Origin of the sequence: Mesorhizobium sp. M0751 (assembly GCF_040320265.1) — a bacterium.
In the GTDB taxonomy this organism is placed as follows: domain Bacteria; phylum Pseudomonadota; class Alphaproteobacteria; order Rhizobiales; family Rhizobiaceae; genus Mesorhizobium.
In genome coordinates, this window is record NZ_JAMYPH010000030.1 from 22,641 (window position 1) to 38,890 (window position 16,250).

The 16,250-nt window shown below is 51.3% G+C and carries 14 protein-coding genes; all 14 read left to right on the forward strand.

Features of this window, described 5'->3' with window-relative positions; all coding sequences use genetic code 11:
• Nucleotides 1–1,278, forward strand: a complete 1,278-nt coding sequence (locus NKI19_RS29735) for a sugar transferase (RefSeq protein ID WP_352567177.1) — start codon at nucleotides 1–3, stop codon at nucleotides 1,276–1,278.
• A 143-nt stretch (nucleotides 1,279–1,421) separates the two neighbouring features.
• The gene (gene gmd, locus NKI19_RS29740) at nucleotides 1,422–2,516 is read left to right on the forward strand and encodes a GDP-mannose 4,6-dehydratase (protein WP_352567178.1); all 1,095 of its coding nucleotides are present in this window, start codon (nucleotides 1,422–1,424) and stop codon (nucleotides 2,514–2,516) included.
• A gap of 21 nt (nucleotides 2,517–2,537) precedes the next feature.
• Nucleotides 2,538–3,281 (forward strand): glycosyltransferase family 2 protein, encoded by a 744-nt coding sequence (locus NKI19_RS29745; protein ID WP_352567180.1) that lies wholly within the window; start codon nucleotides 2,538–2,540, stop codon nucleotides 3,279–3,281.
• Between the two features lie 268 nt (nucleotides 3,282–3,549).
• A complete protein-coding gene (locus NKI19_RS29750) occupies nucleotides 3,550–4,425 on the forward strand; it encodes an FkbM family methyltransferase (RefSeq protein ID WP_352567182.1) in 876 nt (291 codons plus the stop codon).
• A 161-nt stretch (nucleotides 4,426–4,586) separates the two neighbouring features.
• The gene (locus tag NKI19_RS29755) at nucleotides 4,587–5,804 is read left to right on the forward strand and encodes a lipopolysaccharide biosynthesis protein (RefSeq protein WP_352567184.1); all 1,218 of its coding nucleotides are present in this window, start codon (nucleotides 4,587–4,589) and stop codon (nucleotides 5,802–5,804) included.
• The gene (locus NKI19_RS29760) at nucleotides 5,801–7,207 is read left to right on the forward strand and encodes a hypothetical protein (protein WP_352567186.1); all 1,407 of its coding nucleotides are present in this window, start codon (nucleotides 5,801–5,803) and stop codon (nucleotides 7,205–7,207) included. The genes NKI19_RS29755 and NKI19_RS29760 overlap by 4 nt, the downstream gene beginning before the upstream one ends.
• A gap of 24 nt (nucleotides 7,208–7,231) precedes the next feature.
• A complete protein-coding gene (locus NKI19_RS29765) occupies nucleotides 7,232–8,368 on the forward strand; it encodes a glycosyltransferase (RefSeq protein ID WP_352567188.1) in 1,137 nt (378 codons plus the stop codon).
• Nucleotides 8,369–8,376: 8 nt separating this feature from the next.
• Nucleotides 8,377–9,093: an FkbM family methyltransferase gene (locus tag NKI19_RS29770; RefSeq protein WP_352567190.1), complete on the forward strand. Its 717-nt coding sequence runs from the start codon at nucleotides 8,377–8,379 to the stop codon at nucleotides 9,091–9,093.
• 17 nt (nucleotides 9,094–9,110) lie between these two features.
• Complete coding sequence (locus tag NKI19_RS29775) at nucleotides 9,111–10,145, forward strand: glycosyltransferase family 4 protein (protein WP_352567191.1); 1,035 nt, start codon at nucleotides 9,111–9,113, stop codon at nucleotides 10,143–10,145.
• Between the two features lie 77 nt (nucleotides 10,146–10,222).
• A complete protein-coding gene (locus NKI19_RS29780) occupies nucleotides 10,223–10,990 on the forward strand; it encodes an FkbM family methyltransferase (protein WP_352567193.1) in 768 nt (255 codons plus the stop codon).
• Between the two features lie 26 nt (nucleotides 10,991–11,016).
• Nucleotides 11,017–12,174 (forward strand): glycosyltransferase, encoded by a 1,158-nt coding sequence (locus tag NKI19_RS29785; RefSeq protein ID WP_352567195.1) that lies wholly within the window; start codon nucleotides 11,017–11,019, stop codon nucleotides 12,172–12,174.
• A 121-nt stretch (nucleotides 12,175–12,295) separates the two neighbouring features.
• Complete coding sequence (locus tag NKI19_RS29790; protein WP_352567221.1) at nucleotides 12,296–13,633, forward strand: nucleotide sugar dehydrogenase; 1,338 nt, start codon at nucleotides 12,296–12,298, stop codon at nucleotides 13,631–13,633.
• 705 nt (nucleotides 13,634–14,338) lie between these two features.
• Entirely contained in the window at nucleotides 14,339–15,175 is an 837-nt protein-coding gene (locus tag NKI19_RS29795) for a glycosyltransferase family 2 protein (RefSeq protein WP_352567197.1), read from the forward strand.
• Nucleotides 15,176–15,206: 31 nt separating this feature from the next.
• Nucleotides 15,207–16,157: a UDP-glucuronic acid decarboxylase family protein gene (locus tag NKI19_RS29800; RefSeq protein ID WP_352567199.1), complete on the forward strand. Its 951-nt coding sequence runs from the start codon at nucleotides 15,207–15,209 to the stop codon at nucleotides 16,155–16,157.
• Nucleotides 16,158–16,250: the final 93 nt, after the last annotated feature.

The following is a 16,250-nucleotide window of genomic DNA, read 5'->3' on the forward strand; positions in this document are numbered from 1 at the left end:
TTGACCACTTCCACGATAAATCTGCCGAAGGCCAGACATCTCCTGCTTCGTATCCGTTTCCAGCTTCTTGGTGGGTTAACGTTCGCTATCTTGATCCCCGCATTAATTCGGATGTCGTTTGGCTTCGGCGCGATCTTCTCGTCCAACATGCAGGTCACGATTGTGGCGGCGTTCATCGCTCACACTGCAGGTTACCTGTTTTACAAGCGTATCGGCAATTTCCCCGGCGTCGCCGCGACCGGTTACATTCTCCCGACCTTTGCACTGACATACGGAATTGTATTTGCAACGATCTTCTTTTTTCGGATGGATTACAGCCGGTTCCAAGCGGCAGCGAGCTTCATCCAGTCAACGTTGTGGTATTTCGGTTTGAGTTTGGCCACGCGACGGCTCAACACGTATCGGTTAGCTATAATTCCCGGAGGAGACGTCGACAGACTCGAGAACATACCGGGTGTGAGTTGGCATAGGATTCACTCGCCCGCCACGGTCGTCGAGTATGCGAACGGTGTGGTGGCTGATCTTCGTGCTGATTTATCGGATGAATGGGAGCGATATATTGCGGATCGCGCGCTCTCAGGAACGCCGGTCTATCATGTGAAGCAAATCAGTGAGTCGCTCACAGGTAGGGTAGAGATCGAGCATCTTTCCGAGAATACCTTGGGTTCATTGAATCCAAACCAGGCTTATCTGAAAATAAAGCAAGCAATGGACTGGGTTTCCGCGTCCATTATACTCGTTGTTTTCTCGCCATTGCTGTTATTTGTGGCTATTTCAATAAAGATTGATTCACCTGGACCGGCTCTATTTAAGCAAAAGCGAATGGGTTACAGAGGACAGCCTTACGAGGTCTACAAGTTCCGAACAATGAAATTCAGCGACACCGTTGTCGACGAGAAGGAAGCAGCCATCACGAAGGTCGGCGATTCACGCATCACTCGCTTGGGACAGTTCCTGAGAAAGTCCAGAATTGACGAGTTGCCGCAGGCCTTCAATATCCTGCGCGGCGACATGAGCTGGATCGGCCCGCGGCCCGAAGCACTGGTACTGTCGAAATGGTACGAGGCGGAGCTGCCATTCTATCGCTACCGGCACATCGTTCGGCCTGGCATTACCGGATGGGCGCAAGTCAACCAGGGCCATGTTGCAGCCGTGGACGACGTCTTGGAAAAGCTTCACTACGACTTCTACTACATCAAGAATTTCTCCCCTTGGCTCGACGTGCTGATCGTTTTTCGTACTATCCGAACCATGCTGACAGGATTTGGCGCGCGTTGACAAAGCTGAAAGATAGCTAGGCGACGTAGCCAAGCCGCCGCTCACGAGTTTCGCGGGATGAAGATAACCACCACCTTTTTGAAATGGGTATTTGCAATGTCTAAAGTTGAAAATACGGTTGTATCGACCTCGGGGAAAGCACAATGACTAGGAAGACCGCGCTCATCACGGGCATCACGGGCCAGGACGGCGCCTATCTGGCGGAACTCCTCTTGGCAAAGGGCTATGATGTCCATGGCATCAAGCGGCGGTCGTCATCGTTCAATACGGGTCGTATCGATAGTCTCTATCAGGATCCGCATGAAAAGAACGTGAGACTGTCGCTGCACTATGGCGACATGACCGATGCCACCAACCTCATCCGCATCGTCCAGGAAGTGCGGCCAGACGAAATTTATAATCTCGCCGCGCAATCGCATGTCCAGGTGAGCTTCGAGACCGCGGAATATACGGCAAATGCCGATGCGATCGGTACATTGCGCCTGCTCGAAGCCATCCGGCTGCTTGGCCTCACAAAACAGACGCGTTTCTATCAGGCGTCGACTTCCGAGCTCTACGGCAAGGTCCAGGAGATCCCGCAACGGGAGACGACGCCCTTCTATCCTCGGTCCCCATATGCGGCGGCAAAGATCTATGCCTACTGGATCACCGTGAATTACCGCGAGGCTTACGAAATCCATGCGTCCAACGGGATACTGTTCAACCACGAGAGCCCGATGCGCGGCGAGACGTTTGTCACCCGCAAGATCACGCGGGCGGCTGCTGCGATCAGCCTTGGCCTCCAGGACAAGCTCTACCTCGGCAATCTGTCGGCTGAACGCGATTGGGGCCATGCCCGCGATTACGTCGAGGGCATGTGGCGAATTCTTCAGCATGAAGTGCCCGACGACTATGTCCTTGCAACTGGGGTGAAGAATTCGGTGCGTCGCTTTGTTGAGCTTGCGTTCAACGAAGTCGGCACCGAAATCCAATGGGTTGGTTCCGGAGTCGAAGAAAAAGGTATCGACGCAAAATCCGGCGCTGTTGTGGTCGAGGTGGATCCGCGCTATTTCAGGCCGACCGAAGTCGAGCTTCTTATCGGCGACGCCTCGAAAGCAGAGCGCGTTCTCGGGTGGAAAGCGACAACGTCGCTGGCGACAATGGTCCAGGAAATGGTCCAGTCCGACCTTCAAACAGTAAGGCGGGAATCCGAACATCGCCGGCTCGACGAGGATCGCATTCGCGTTGCGGCACAGTAAGCGGCGTTGGGCCGGGTCGACATGAAAATCTCGGTCTTGACCGTCTGTCGGAACTCCGCGGCGACAATCCGGCATACAGTCGAGAGCTTCTTGGCCCAGGATCATGGTGACAAGGAGCTGGTGGTCATCGACGGCAATTCGTCGGACGGGACGCTGGCAATAGTCCAGTCTTATCCGCAGGACCAGATTCGGCTGGTCAGCGAGGCTGACAGCGGAATGTATGATGCACTTAACAAGGGGCTGTGCCTCTATACCGGAGACGCGGTAGGTGTGCTGAATTCCGATGATTGTTTCCACGATCACACGGCGCTTAGGCGGATTTCGGCTGGGCTCGAGCATGCCGACATCGTGCACGGCGATCTGGATTTTGTTAAAGATCATATCAACAAGCGCGTTGTACGACGCTGGCGTGCCTCTCCCCGACCCGCCAAGGGTTTTCGTACCGGCTGGATGCCGGCCCACCCGACGTTTTACGCTAAGCGGAAGGTAGTAGACGCAGTTGGTGTTTTCGACCTCGACCTCAAAGTGGCGTCGGACTATGATTGGATGCTGCGGGCGGTTGAACTTCACGGATTTCAAACCACCACCGCCAAACACGTTTTAGTGGACATGATGGTTGGCGGCGTCAGCACTCGAGGCCTTGCCTCCCACCTGAGCCACAATCTGGAAGCGCTGCGTTCACGCCGCCGGTGGCTCGGATCCGGTCCTCTTGACTACGCGCTTGTCGCTAAGCCAATGCGCAAACTCGGCCAATATTTCTCATAGAATCACACAAGACAAAAGTGTGAAGCGAGGCCGTTTGCAGGCCCCAGCCTTCGCTGCTGATTTCAGGTGAGGTTCGGCGATAAATTGGATTTGAGGAAGCATAGGCACCAAACCATGCCATTTGGCCGCGAGCCATTGACGTGACGCCACGAGCGATCCGACTTTCATTAAGTCATGTCGGCCGGAGGCCTTATCTTTTGCGCGATTTCCGAGCCCTTATTTGCCTACTTCAGGCGCGCAGAGAGTCTAAAACCTGGGAATAGTGTTCATGAATATAATTCGGACAATAAGTCTAATTATTAAGCATCCGGGTAATAAAGGAGGCAAGTTTTCGGCGCTGAGTCGGTTCATTCGCTGGCAAATCGCGTCGCGGCTGGCAATGGGGGCGATAGCTGTTCCATTCATAGACAATACACTTTTGCTGGTTGCTAATGGCATGACTGGGGCCACAGGAAATATCTATAATGGTCTTCTTGAATGGGAAGAAATGAGCTTTGTGCTTCATTTTTTAAGGGCAGATGAGCTTTTTGTCGATGTCGGAGCGAATGTGGGAGCCTATACCGTAATGGCGGCTGGTGCGGTTGGATCGCGTTGCGTTTGCATTGAACCTATTAAGTCCACGTTCCTTCATCTTCGTCGCAACATTGCCATCAACTTTCTTGAAGATCATGTTGACCTTCATAATGTGGGTGCCGGCGCTGAAAACGGATCGATAGGCTTCATTGAAGACGCCGACACAAGAAATCGCGTGGCAGTTCAGGGGGAGTCATTTGTCGCGGTCCAAGTCAACACACTTGACGATATATTGGGAAGCAGAACACCAGTCTTGATTAAGATCGACGTTGAGGGCTTTGAGCCATCTGTTTTGGCCGGTGCGGGTAGAACTTTGCGATCGGAGAGCGTGCAAGCTGTTATCGTGGAAGTTAATGGCCAGGAACAGAGGTATGGCTTTGCTGCCAATACCGTCCGAGACACGCTGGTGGCAAATGGGTTTACCAGGATCAGATACGAACCTCGAACGCGTGAAATTCAGCGAGACGTCTCCAGTGCGGATGGCAACGCGATATTTGTCAGAAGCATTGCCCTTGCGCAGCGCAAAGTGGCAAGCTCGCCACAGTATCAGACGTTAATTGGCAGATTGTGAGTATAAACGTCAGGCGGAGATTGGATGTCGTTGAGTGACAAACAGAACTTGTCGATGCTGCGCATGACAAAAAGCTGAGAATAACGTCCTTGCCTCGAAAGAGTTTAAGAGCAGCAATCCTGAACAGCATGTCTGGCATATCCAGGACCGGTGCGTGGGCATTGCTTGAGCAGATCAGTATGCCAACATTGCAACTTGCTTTAACGGCTCCTCTCATATTTTCCCTTGGCCTTACTGGATATGGTCTTTGGTCATTCAATTTGTCGCTCGCAGGTATACTTGGAGCAGCAACACCGGGAGTCGCGATGGCTGCTACCCAGTTGATATCGTCTGAGGCCGATCCTACAAGGCGTTCAGCAGCGATAGGCCTAATTGTGTTTGGTGGTCTCGGCGTTTCTGTGCTTTCAAGTATCGTCGCGTTAGCATTATCTGGCGCCGTCCTTCACTACTACCCGCCATTGGTGTGGGTCGAAAATCACCTGAATGTCGCAAAGTTCACTTCTCTCGCGGCGCTTACGGCGGCGTCATTGCAGTGGGATATGATGTGTGCAGCGACACTGCGGGCGCAAAGCCGCTTTAGGGAGAACGCGCTCTGTGAGATATCAACCCGGATCTTCAGTATTATCTGCTTAGCGTCGGCGGGAGTGCTAGGCGCGTCCTTAATATACCTTTTGATTATTAATTTGCTGTGTACGGTAATGCGCGGGGGAGTGAAAGCAATCGTAGCGATGAGAGGAATCCATGGGTATTCCATCCAACTCGCGGTGAGCTTAGTTCCTCAGGCTGTTCATTTCTCGTTGTTGCAATGGGTAAATAATTTGTCGTCGTTGTTGTATTCGTCTGCAGATCGGATTGTATTGGGGTACTTTGTTCCTGCTGGAACGGTTGCAATTGCAAGTTTATGTGGAGAAATGAATCAGCAGATACAATCCCTGCCACGAGCATACTTCTCCCCTATTTTGCCAGAGCTAATTAGACTAAATCGCAGTCAAGACAGGAATGGGTTCGCTGGGTTGGTGGAAAGCGGCGCCAAAAAACTGGGACGGATAGTCCTATTCTTGTCGATCTCGTCACTGGCCTGTGGACCGTTCCTAGTGATGGCTCTCACCCAATCGGGCCTTGGATATACCGATGTGATAGGCATCTATTCCTCTTATGCCGTTTCGTACGCTGCGATCGCCATGATCATCATTCCCTATTTCTCGTTGATAGGACGCGGAGAGTTGCAATACGCGAACCTATTAACTATCGGCGGGGCAGTTGCGAACTTAGTGGCAGCGCTGGTTTTGGGTTCGTTGGCTGGAGCCGTTGGCGTTGCGCTCGGACGAGTTTTTTATACGGTACCCTTTATGATTTGGCGAAAGCGAGCCAGAACATGAACTTTGAGCCGGACGGTCGCCGGAAATTGGTGGGTCGGCCAACTCCATTCGCCATCGGAAATCGCGACCAGGGCGGAGTTGGTGTCGACAAGCTGATGGCGATCGCGTTGATTGGACCCGCGGCTGCTGGCGTACTTAGAAAATTGATTCCCACACAGCCAGTGCAGATCGAAGCTCTGCCAATCGCACTAGTGCTTTTTCTTATATTCTTCGGTGTAGTCAAAATAGGCAAAAACCGTGCCGGAGTGGCATACGGATTGATTGTTAGTTGGATTGCACTCGTGTCCATATATGCTGTTCCGGCATTTGCAGTCGATGGAATGTTGGGGACTCAAGCTCTTTTGCTTGGCGCAGGAACCCCAACACTCGGATTGGCCTTTCTGGCGTTTCATCGGCCGGGAGACTCGGCGAGGCTTGTCAAGGCAGCGAAACTTTTTGTCTTTATTATAGCGTTTCAATTCCCTCTCGGTTTGGTAATGCTGGTCTTGGGGAACGACGCTCTTCCAGCCGTCTTTAGAGCAAACGCGATTGAAATGCTGGCAGGTAAAGAATTCCGTATCGGTCAGGCGACTCTAGCTGGTTACTTTACTACCGCGCCAGTGAATTCTATTGCCTCGTTATGTGCCTTCGGTTTCGCGTCAGCTCTGGTGTTGAGAGCCAAACGGCCGAAAGAGTTGCTCGTCCAGGTCACAGTAGCGGTTATGATACTTGGCGTAATTTGGATGACCGCACGACGGGGTGCACTGTTTTCCGCCCTTTTTATTGGTTTCGTTCTGTTGGCAATCGAAATCCGCATTCATCGAGGACGATTGATTTTTGGTCTTTTCACTGCCAGCCCATTCGTTGTGGTCCTTTTGATATTCATTTGGGATCGCGTCAACGGCATCATCTTTGGCGAGAGATTGGTGTTACTAACCGAGGGGCAGCTGGACTTGGGCGAGCGAATGAATTCGGTTTTTCTAAAATTCGTGTATGCCTGGATTGAGCTGGCGCCGTTCGGGAATTTTACGGGCTATGCCTCGGGGGTTGGGAAGGCGTTTGAAGTCAGAGATCTTAGTCTGGCCGCAGAAGTAGGAGCGGCGATGATTGTGGCAGAGACCGGAGTGCTTGGTCTCCTGTTATTTGTTGTCGTATTCATATGCTTGCAGTTTGAGATGATAAAGAGAGTAGCTAGATCCGGGCAATATTGGTGTAGCCCGCTAATAGCATTGCATTTGGTGTTGTTTGTTTTGTTTTTCTTCAAGGAAAACTCGGTTCTATTCCCAGGATTGATTGGCTCATTGTGCTATTGGTCTCTACCTGGTCTCTTGGCCGTTGGAACCTCCGACTCATTGCTCTCGGGGCAGCAGCACGTTCGCCCGGTGGCAATGGTTGGGCGGAGACTTCGTCAATGGCCGGATTGAAAGACAGCTAAGAGGGTTCGCAAAATGGCCGACCGAATCTTCTTGATAGCACCGAACTTTTCAGACGAACAAGTTCTGCGTTCTCCATTTGCCTCTCCCGCGGCGTCTGCTTGGACGCGAGGCTTGGTAGGTGCATTGGAGACCTTTGCTCAAGTCGACGGAAGTCTTTGGTATTCGAATATGCCGGCATGGCCACGTGGGCCTGTCGTTCAGCCGGAGACCCAACTGGGGTCTTCTTCGAGCAGGCTGAAGTTGGTGCGGTTCCTCAATCTTCCGATTGTCAAGCGTCAGACCGTTAGTCGCGCATTGGAGAGAGCTATTCAAATCGACGCAAGGCACGATGCGATCGTTTTTATCTATGGCCAAGCCACGCTTTCGGTGCCAGCTGTCAGGCGGCTTGGTCGGATAGTCCAACGTGTTGTCGTAGTTGTCCCTGACGCACCTTCGACCAAGCGTGGCTTAGAACTAGTTAGAGAAATCGCGGAGGCGGCGACAGGTGGATTGGTCTATCTGCCGGCCAGCATCGGGCCCCACCTCGTGGGCAAGCGCTCTCTCGCGTTCCATGGGACAGTCCATAAAGTGGCAGAAATAGCGGCTCCTGATGTCAGAAAGCAAAAGCGACTGGTATTTGTTGGCGGCGTTGACAAGGTTAGCGGATCCGATTTCCTTGTCCGCACCCTAGAGAACCTCGCAGCATCGGATTTGAACATAGTTATTGCGGGTCGAGTCAACGATAGGCAGTCAGCAATATCTTTGGAAAGATTAGGTGCTCAAGTCACCGGTTTTCTCGGGGTGGAGGAGCTGGACAGAATTTGCTCCGATGCATACGCGTTCCTGAATCCACGCGATCCAACCTTTTCACCATCGAACACCAATTTTCCGTCGAAGATATTGAAATATATGTCATACTCCAAGCCAATACTCTCAACAGATACCGCTGGTATGCCGCGCGACTTGGTTTCTGCGCTTGGATGCAGCGGTGTGACTACTCCACACCTTTTGGCCGATAGGATCGTCGAGCTTTTACGGAAGCCGCAGAAAGAGTGGATGGCCGCGGCAGTTCGGGTAAGAGACTTTGCAATCCGAGAATACTCTGAACAAACGAGTGGGAGAAGGATAGCGGAATTTATTGGTGCCGCCGCTCTTTCTCGCCGAGGATAAAGGTTTCAATGACAGTGAACTTATTAAAACGCCTAGCTCGGAGAGCCGGCTACAATGTAACCCGAATCGGACCAAATACCGATCCATGGTCCCGAAGGATTGAACTGCTGCGGCAGCGTCGGATCAAAATCGTCCTAGACGTCGGTGCCCACTATGGTGGCTTTGGGGCGGCGCTTTATGAAGCAGGTTATGATGGGGCGCTTTACTCTTTTGAGCCTTTGCCTCAAGCCATCCAAGCGCTGCGTGGCCGCGCTTCTCGGGAGCGGAATTGGACAGTGGTCCCAGTGGCAATCGGTGATCGCGATACCACGACAGAATTTTCAGTTTCTTCGAGAACTACATCGAGTTCACTATTTGTTATGACCACCTTGGCGGAGAAGGCAGCGAATGCGAAAGAGGAAAGTAGGATCCTTGTTCCGATGCGCTCGATTGATAGCTATTGTAACGAGAGCCTGCCCGGTCGCGACAAGCTATATCTAAAATGTGATGTTCAAGGTGCTGAGCACCTCGTCATTAAAGGCGCTACCGGCACGTTGGAGCGCACCGAGGTCGTGGAGTTGGAGCTGTCGTTGGTTCCGCTATACGAGTCGTATTGGGAGTTCTCGGAGGCACTAAGCTGGTTCTTTGATCTTGGTTTCGAAATCTGGTCTATTGAGCCAGGCTTTGCCGATCCTGCAACTGGTCGCATCTATCAAGTCGACGTTATTTTTTCCAGAAGAACGTAAGTGGCGCTTGCCTGCAGATGACAATCTACATCTTACAGAAACGAATTGCCGAGTATAGAATTAAAGTATTCGAGGAAATTTGTCAATTGCGGCCTGATATTGTGGTTTGCACCGAGGAACCACCCAAGCAGGCGGTAAAGTTCAGATGGGTCCATTTGAAAATGGATCGAAGGAAGTTTGGCTTAAACTCATGGAATATTCGGTTTGATCCCGAGGAGGATATCCTTGTAACTGGGCTTGATCTACGCAATCTATCGCTGCTTTCAATAATATTTGGTGCAGCGCGTCATGTGGTGATCTGGAGCCATGGATATGGGCGGAGATGGGGGAGCCATTTCGTGCGACCATTGCGCATAGCCGCGGCTGCTAGGGCAACCGCCTCTATATTTTATACCGATTCGGGCAGGGATCAGTTTGCTCGTTGGATCGCAAATGAGAAGCTCTTTGTAGCAAGAAACACGATTGCGCTCACAGGATTCGAGGCTGACTTGAACGCGCAGCGTGATAGTTATCTCTACTTTGGCGACTATCGCGACGAGAAGGGATTGACAGAACTTGTAGACGCTTTTTCCGTGCTTTCGGCGACACATCCAAAATTACGGCTTGTGTTTGTTGGAAATGGGCCGGCAGAAGCGGTTCTAAGAACGAGGGCGGCGAGGAGCGGCTTTTCCGACCGCATTGAATTCCACCCGAGGACAAGCACACCGGAGGGGCTAAAGAGATTTTTGGATCGCGCCATCGGAACCATCTCGCCCTGGCACGTTGGCCTATCTGTCGTTCAGTCGTTTTGGGCCGGGGTTCCAATGGTAACTCGACCTGGTACACGTCATGCGCCCGAGTTCGAATATTGCGCGGATGGGGACAATGCTTTGTTCTACCATGGAGGTGTTAGTGGTCTGGCGGAGGCGATGGAGCGGCTTCTGGATCCTGAGCTGCGTGAGAAGCTTTCGCGAAACGCACGGAAATTCTACCTGGAGCGGCTCGGTGTTGAGGCTATGGTCCAGGGGTTCGACGGTGCTATTCGGTTATGTGAGCTGTGCTCGAAGCGCTAATCGTCCGGTGTTTTTGAAAACATACCCTTCGTAAAAAAGGTCGAAAGTGATGCCAAAATTAAAGAGTGAGAAACGACGTGGCAATATTTAAGAAGGTTCGCTCTCGTGTAGGAGGCTTTCGACGGCCTACGACACCCACATTTAGAACGGTCAACGTACGTGGCCTTACAATTGTGGTGCCACTTCACGAAACAGTTGGTTGGCGGCTCTATTGGGAAGGAGAGTATGAAACGGAGCTGCTCGACTTCTTCGACGCTGAGCTATCGGATGGCAGTTTCTGTGTCGACATTGGTGCTAATATCGGATTTATATCCTGTTATATTTGGAAAAAGGTCGGGAAAACGGGAGCGGTAATATCGTTTGAACCGGATCCCTTGATTGCTACTCTAGCGGAATTCAACCTTATGCTTAATGGTTATGATGCCAGTATGGTGGCTAAAGTAGCGTTGTCAGATTCTGACGGCGATGCACAATTCTTCCGCTCCGACGACTCTGGATATTCCGGTCTTCGTGATACGAAGCGCCGGATCGTGAACTCAAAGATTACCGTTCCTCAGAGGCGACTTGATGACTTCCTCTTCGCGAAGGGACAGAGAGCTGAGCTGATCAAGGTAGATGTTGAAGGGGCTGAATTTGCTGTGATGCGAGGTGCCAAAACAGTCCTGGCTGATCCTGAACTCAGGCCAAAAATAATCGTTTTGGAAACTAGTGAGGTAAATCAAAAGGCCTTCGGCTATACGTCAGTTGACATCGTAGATTTCATGAGAGGCTTTGGCTATCGGGCAGTTGTATTCGGGGAAAAAAATAAGAGCGGTCTGTCCGGCAACATTGTCTTCCGCTCCTGACTGGCGAAGCAGTTGACAAGAACCGTATGAGAATTGTCCAGATAGTGGGATCGATTGACGCCGAGGCGGCCGGTCCTTCCTATTCCGTCTTGCAGCTCGCTCGAGCAATTGCGAGGACAGGCAACCAAGTGGAATTAATGTCCTTGGGGGAGCCGTCTAGCACCGTGGAAGAGGGAGTCAAAGTTAGCAAATTTGATCGCGATTTCCGGGGGCTCCCGCAACTGAAGAAACTTGGTTTGTCCTCCGGAATGAAGAGCAAATTAGTGAAGATCGCGCCTACAGCTGAAATACTGCATACCCATGGACTGTGGATGATGCCGAATGTCTATCCCGCCCAGATCGCGAAAACTCACAAAGTACCATTTGTAGTCTCAACGCGAGGTATGCTCAGTCCCGCGGCTCTAGAATATTCTAAGTCGATCAAATCTGTCTTTTGGGTCATTGCCCAGCGTGCGGCTATTGAGGCAGCAAGCCTGATACACGCCACGAGCGAGCAGGAATACGAGGATATCCGAGCCTTTGGCCTAAGACAACCCGTTGTTATTTTGCCGAACGGGGTGGGAATTCACCATTGGCCTGCTCGCAAACGACTTGATCCGCCGGACCGGGGTTTAGCCGTCGTTCTCTACCTTGGTCGACTGCACCCAATCAAACGAGTTGAAACGCTCATACAAGCTTGGGCTGCAATAGAGGATCACTTTCCGCACTGGAAGCTCGAAATTCGAGGTCCGGGTGAACCGAACTACGTAAGGAAATTGACCCAGGAGGCCGTAGGCTTAGGCCTAAAGCGATGCACTTTTGGGGACGCGGCGTACGGGGACCAGAAGCACGAGCTCTACCGAAGAGCCGGACTGTTTGTTTTGCCATCCTCGTCCGAAAACTTTGCCATGACGGTTGCGGAAAGCCTAGCATGCGGTACCCCGGTCATTACCACTAAAGCAACGCCTTGGCGAGGGCTCGAAACGAACCAGTGTGGATGGTGGATTGACCATGGAGTCGAGCCACTTAAGAAAGCCCTCGATGCTGCGCTTTCAATCGGGACCGAGGAACTGAATGCGATGGGCGCCCGTGGCCAGGGTTGGATGATGCGGGATTTCGCGTGGGCAGAAATCGGTGATCGGATGCTTGAGGCGTACCGCTGGATACGGGATGAGGGTTCCGTTCCCTCGACCATCGTTTTTTAGGTTTTGTCAACATCACCTTGTGGAACTCAAGTGGGTCGATTTTGCAACGCCGGCCTATATTGGCCAAGAACGCACCTAAACTGAAACCAAAGGCGACAAGAAAGTGGCTGTGGATTTGACAATGGAACGAAGGGCTGGAGTTGAATTACTTGCGAAAGTAATGTCTCGTAAGGCGGTTATAGGCGTTATTGGATTGGGGTACGTCGGGCTGCCGCTTGCAATTGCCGCCGCGCGCGGAGGATTTGGGGTTATTGGGTTTGATATCGATCCAGATAAAGTGCGGAAGCTGAACGATGGAGTTTCCTATATAGACGCTGTTAGATCATCCGAACTGGTGTCAAAAGTAAAAGATGGAAAGTTTAGAGCTGAAACAAATTTTAAATACCTGAGTGAGTGCGATGTGATAGTCATTTGTGTGCCCACTCCCCTATCTAAACAGCGAGAACCAGATCTTAGCTATGTCAGAGATACAGCCGAAATGATCTCCAGACATTTACGCGCGGGGCAGCTAATCGTCCTTGAGTCAACGACTTACCCAGACACAACGACAGGCGTATTGAAACCGATTTTGGCAGCGAGTGGGTTGCAGGCCGGATTGGATTTTTGGATCGGATTTTCACCCGAGCGGGAAGACCCAGGAAGCAAGAGGTATTCCACAGTCAATATACCGAAAGTAATAGGGGGAGATGGTGCTGAAGCTTCAGAACTAATGGAGGCCTTTTACAGCTTGGTCGTTGAAAAAGTTGTGGTGGTGACAAGCCCATCGGTGGCTGAAGCCGTCAAAATCACTGAAAATATTTTTAGAGCAGTAAACATCGCTCTCGTTAACGAGCTTAAAATAATTTACGATGCCATGGACATTGACATTTGGGAGGTAATTGACGCAGCGTCGACAAAGCCTTTTGGATATATGCCTTTCTATCCTGGACCAGGTCTCGGCGGACATTGCATCCCGGTTGATCCCTTCTACCTAACATGGAAAGCACGGGAATACGGTCTTTCAACTCGCTTTATTGAGCTTTCTGGTGAGATAAACGTTGGAATGCCTCGCTATGTAATATCCAAGCTCGAGCACGCATTGGACATGAGGAGCAAGGTTTCAATGAGCGCGGCCGCCATACTAATAGTCGGGTTGGCCTACAAGCCAAATGTATCTGATATCAGAGAAAGCCCAACTCTTGTTATGCTCGAAAGCTTGCTTAAGCGAGGCGCGACAGTGGACTACCACGACCCCCACGTTAAGGAGATTCCAAAGACTCGGGAGCACCCGGTCTTGGCCGGGCGGAGTTCCGTTGAGTTATCAGCGGATTCGCTCTCAGGTTATGACGCGGTTCTTGTTGCCACGGATCATGATCTGGTTGACTATGGCATGCTAGCGAAACATGCCAGGCTGATAGTGGATACACGGAACTGCTTTGCTCGTAGGGGCATTGTCTGTGAAAACGTGGTCAAAGCGTAGTAGCTTACCTTCGCCAGCTTTGAAAGGGGAGAGGGCGGTGCAAAAGGTTGTGTTCGCAGCGAAATCAACCAATGCTTGACATAGGAAAGAACCGACGGGCGCGAAAGTGGAGCAAGGCCGAGCAAGTCGGGCGCGTGTTGTGGGCCTTGGCGAGTCCTTTGTTCACCCTCAGTCCTCGGCCGTGCTGGAAATGGAGAGTTTTTTTGCTCCGGTGTTTCGGAGCTAAGGTCGGCAAGCACGTCCATATATACCCGAGCGTATGCATTTTGATTCCGTGGAACGTGACTGTCGGCGACAACTCTGCTGTGGGATCTAGGGTGATATTATATGCGCTTGGCCCCATCAATATTGGCGCAGAAGTTACGATTTCGCAGGGCGCGCACCTCTGTGCGGGAACTCATGACTATCGTGATTCGTCGATGCCGCTTATCAAAGCGGCCATAGACATCTCGGACGGTGTTTGGATCTGCGCCGACGCATTTGTTGGTCCGAAAGTATCTATCGGCTCTATGGCGATTGTGGGTGCGCGGGCCGTCGTGGTGAGGAATGTGCCTTCGCATGAGATTGTCGTAGGCAATCCCGCCCGTAGTGTAGGAAGCCGAAGCATGTATGTGTCGGCGCAGACAACCAGAGACCCGTGACGTTGTGAGTTTCGTGTCTATTACGAATGCACCCATTGACGAACCAATTTGGTAAAGGCTTCCTGTGCAGAAGATTCCCATCACCGTGGTCGTTCCGGTCAGGAACGAGGAGAAGAACTTACCGAGCTGTCTCGAGAGGCTCGGCGCATTCGAGCGTGTTATTGTCGTAGATTCAGACAGTACAGACAATACCGCTGCAGTCGCGGCGGAGTACGGCGCCGAAATCCTTAACTTTCGCTGGGATGGCCTATATCCAAAGAAACGCAATTGGGTGCTTCTTAACCATACGATTCACACCCCTTGGGTACTATTTCTGGATGCCGACGAGGTAATCGACGACACGTTCTGTGAAGAAGTAAAGATCAGAACAATATCTGATGAATGTTCTGGATATTGGGTAAGATATAGAAACTATTTCATGGGGAAAGAATTAAAGTTCGGCGTTACGCAGAAAAAACTTGCGCTATTTAGAACCGGTTCAGGTTTGTATGAGCGCATCGATGAGGACCGTTGGAGCAGTTTGGACATGGAGGTTCACGAGCACCCGATATTGTCGGGTCGGATTGGGCAGATTGAAGCGTTCGTTGACCATCGTGACTTTCGGGGCATTGACAGGTTCATAAGTCGTCATCAGGCCTATGCAAATTGGGAGGCTCGCCGCTATATGCTGCTCCGGTCGCAAGGCAGCAAAGCGAACCTGACAAAGCGACAGAGCTTAAAGTATAGACACCTCGCTGCTCGCTGGTATGCATTCGCTTACTTTTTTTACAGTTACCTTGTGAAGGGAGGGGTCTTTGACGGATGGCCAGGCTTTTCATATGCCTTTTATAAGACATGGTACTTTCACACTATACGAAACCTAATCATAGAGCACGACGAGGGGGCCGCAAAATGTCCTTAGTGTTTGGTTCGCATTCAATTTGGAGGTAGTTGTGCCACGGCTGTATCAAAGCGCGAAGAGAATCCTGGTAACTGGTGGTGCCGGATTCCTTGGTTCTCACCTTATTGATAAATTACTTGATATTGGCAACGAGGTCTTATGTGTTGACAATCTCTTCACGGGAACCAAGAAGAATATAGAACATCTCGCAACCCATCCGAAATTTGAGTTTATCCGCCATGACATTACCTTTCCGCTATATGTCGAGGTAGATGAGATTTATAATCTTGCGTGCCCGGCTTCCCCTATTCATTACCAGCATGATCCGATTCAGACCACAAAGACGTCGGTGCATGGCGCAATAAATATGCTCGGACTTGCAAAGAGATTAAGTTGCAGAATTTTTCAGGCGTCTACGAGCGAAGTGTATGGCGATCCGTTTGTGCATCCTCAGCCGGAAGAGTATTGGGGGAACGTGAACCCGATAGGTCCCCGGTCCTGTTATGATGAAGGTAAGCGTTGCGCGGAGACCTTATTTTTTGACTACCACAGGCAGTTGAATCTGGACGTTAGGGTTGCACGGATATTCAACACATACGGGCCTCGAATGCATCCTGCCGACGGACGTGTAATTTCGAATTTCATTGTGCAGGCACTCGATCAGAAGCCGATCACGATATATGGGGATGGACAGCAGACACGCTCGTTCTGTTATGTTGATGACTTAATCAAAGGGTTCATCGATTTTATGGATGAAGGTATAAAATATCCCGGTCCGATTAACCTAGGTAACGATAATGAGTTCGCTATAAGGGACATTGCTGAGACGATTATAGAGCTAACAGGCTCAAAGTCTGTTATAGTGAATGGGGAATTGCCAGGAGATGATCCACGTCAGCGACGTCCCGACCTCACAACGGCGCGTGAGATTTTGAATTGGCAGCAAACAGTTGAGTTGCGCGAAGGGTTGCGGCGGACAATTGAGTATTTTAGGAAGCTTTAGTTGCCTTGGAAGACTAGGGGCCTGGGCGGTGCTAACCAATACTTGCTTGTCCCGTAAGTTGTGACCTTGGAGCGAAGAGGTGAGATGCTGTGC

Coding starts and splice junctions, on each gene's coding strand:
- gmd (WP_352567178.1), top strand. CDS start 1,422: ATGACTAGGAAGACCGCGCTCATCACGGGCATCACGGGCCAGGACGGC.
- NKI19_RS29745 (WP_352567180.1), top strand. CDS start 2,538: ATGAAAATCTCGGTCTTGACCGTCTGTCGGAACTCCGCGGCGACAATC.
- NKI19_RS29750 (WP_352567182.1), top strand. CDS start 3,550: ATGAATATAATTCGGACAATAAGTCTAATTATTAAGCATCCGGGTAAT.
- NKI19_RS29760 (WP_352567186.1), top strand. CDS start 5,801: ATGAACTTTGAGCCGGACGGTCGCCGGAAATTGGTGGGTCGGCCAACT.
- NKI19_RS29765 (WP_352567188.1), top strand. CDS start 7,232: ATGGCCGACCGAATCTTCTTGATAGCACCGAACTTTTCAGACGAACAA.
- NKI19_RS29770 (WP_352567190.1), top strand. CDS start 8,377: ATGACAGTGAACTTATTAAAACGCCTAGCTCGGAGAGCCGGCTACAAT.
- NKI19_RS29775 (WP_352567191.1), top strand. CDS start 9,111: ATGACAATCTACATCTTACAGAAACGAATTGCCGAGTATAGAATTAAA.
- NKI19_RS29785 (WP_352567195.1), top strand. CDS start 11,017: ATGAGAATTGTCCAGATAGTGGGATCGATTGACGCCGAGGCGGCCGGT.
- NKI19_RS29790 (WP_352567221.1), top strand. CDS start 12,296: ATGGAACGAAGGGCTGGAGTTGAATTACTTGCGAAAGTAATGTCTCGT.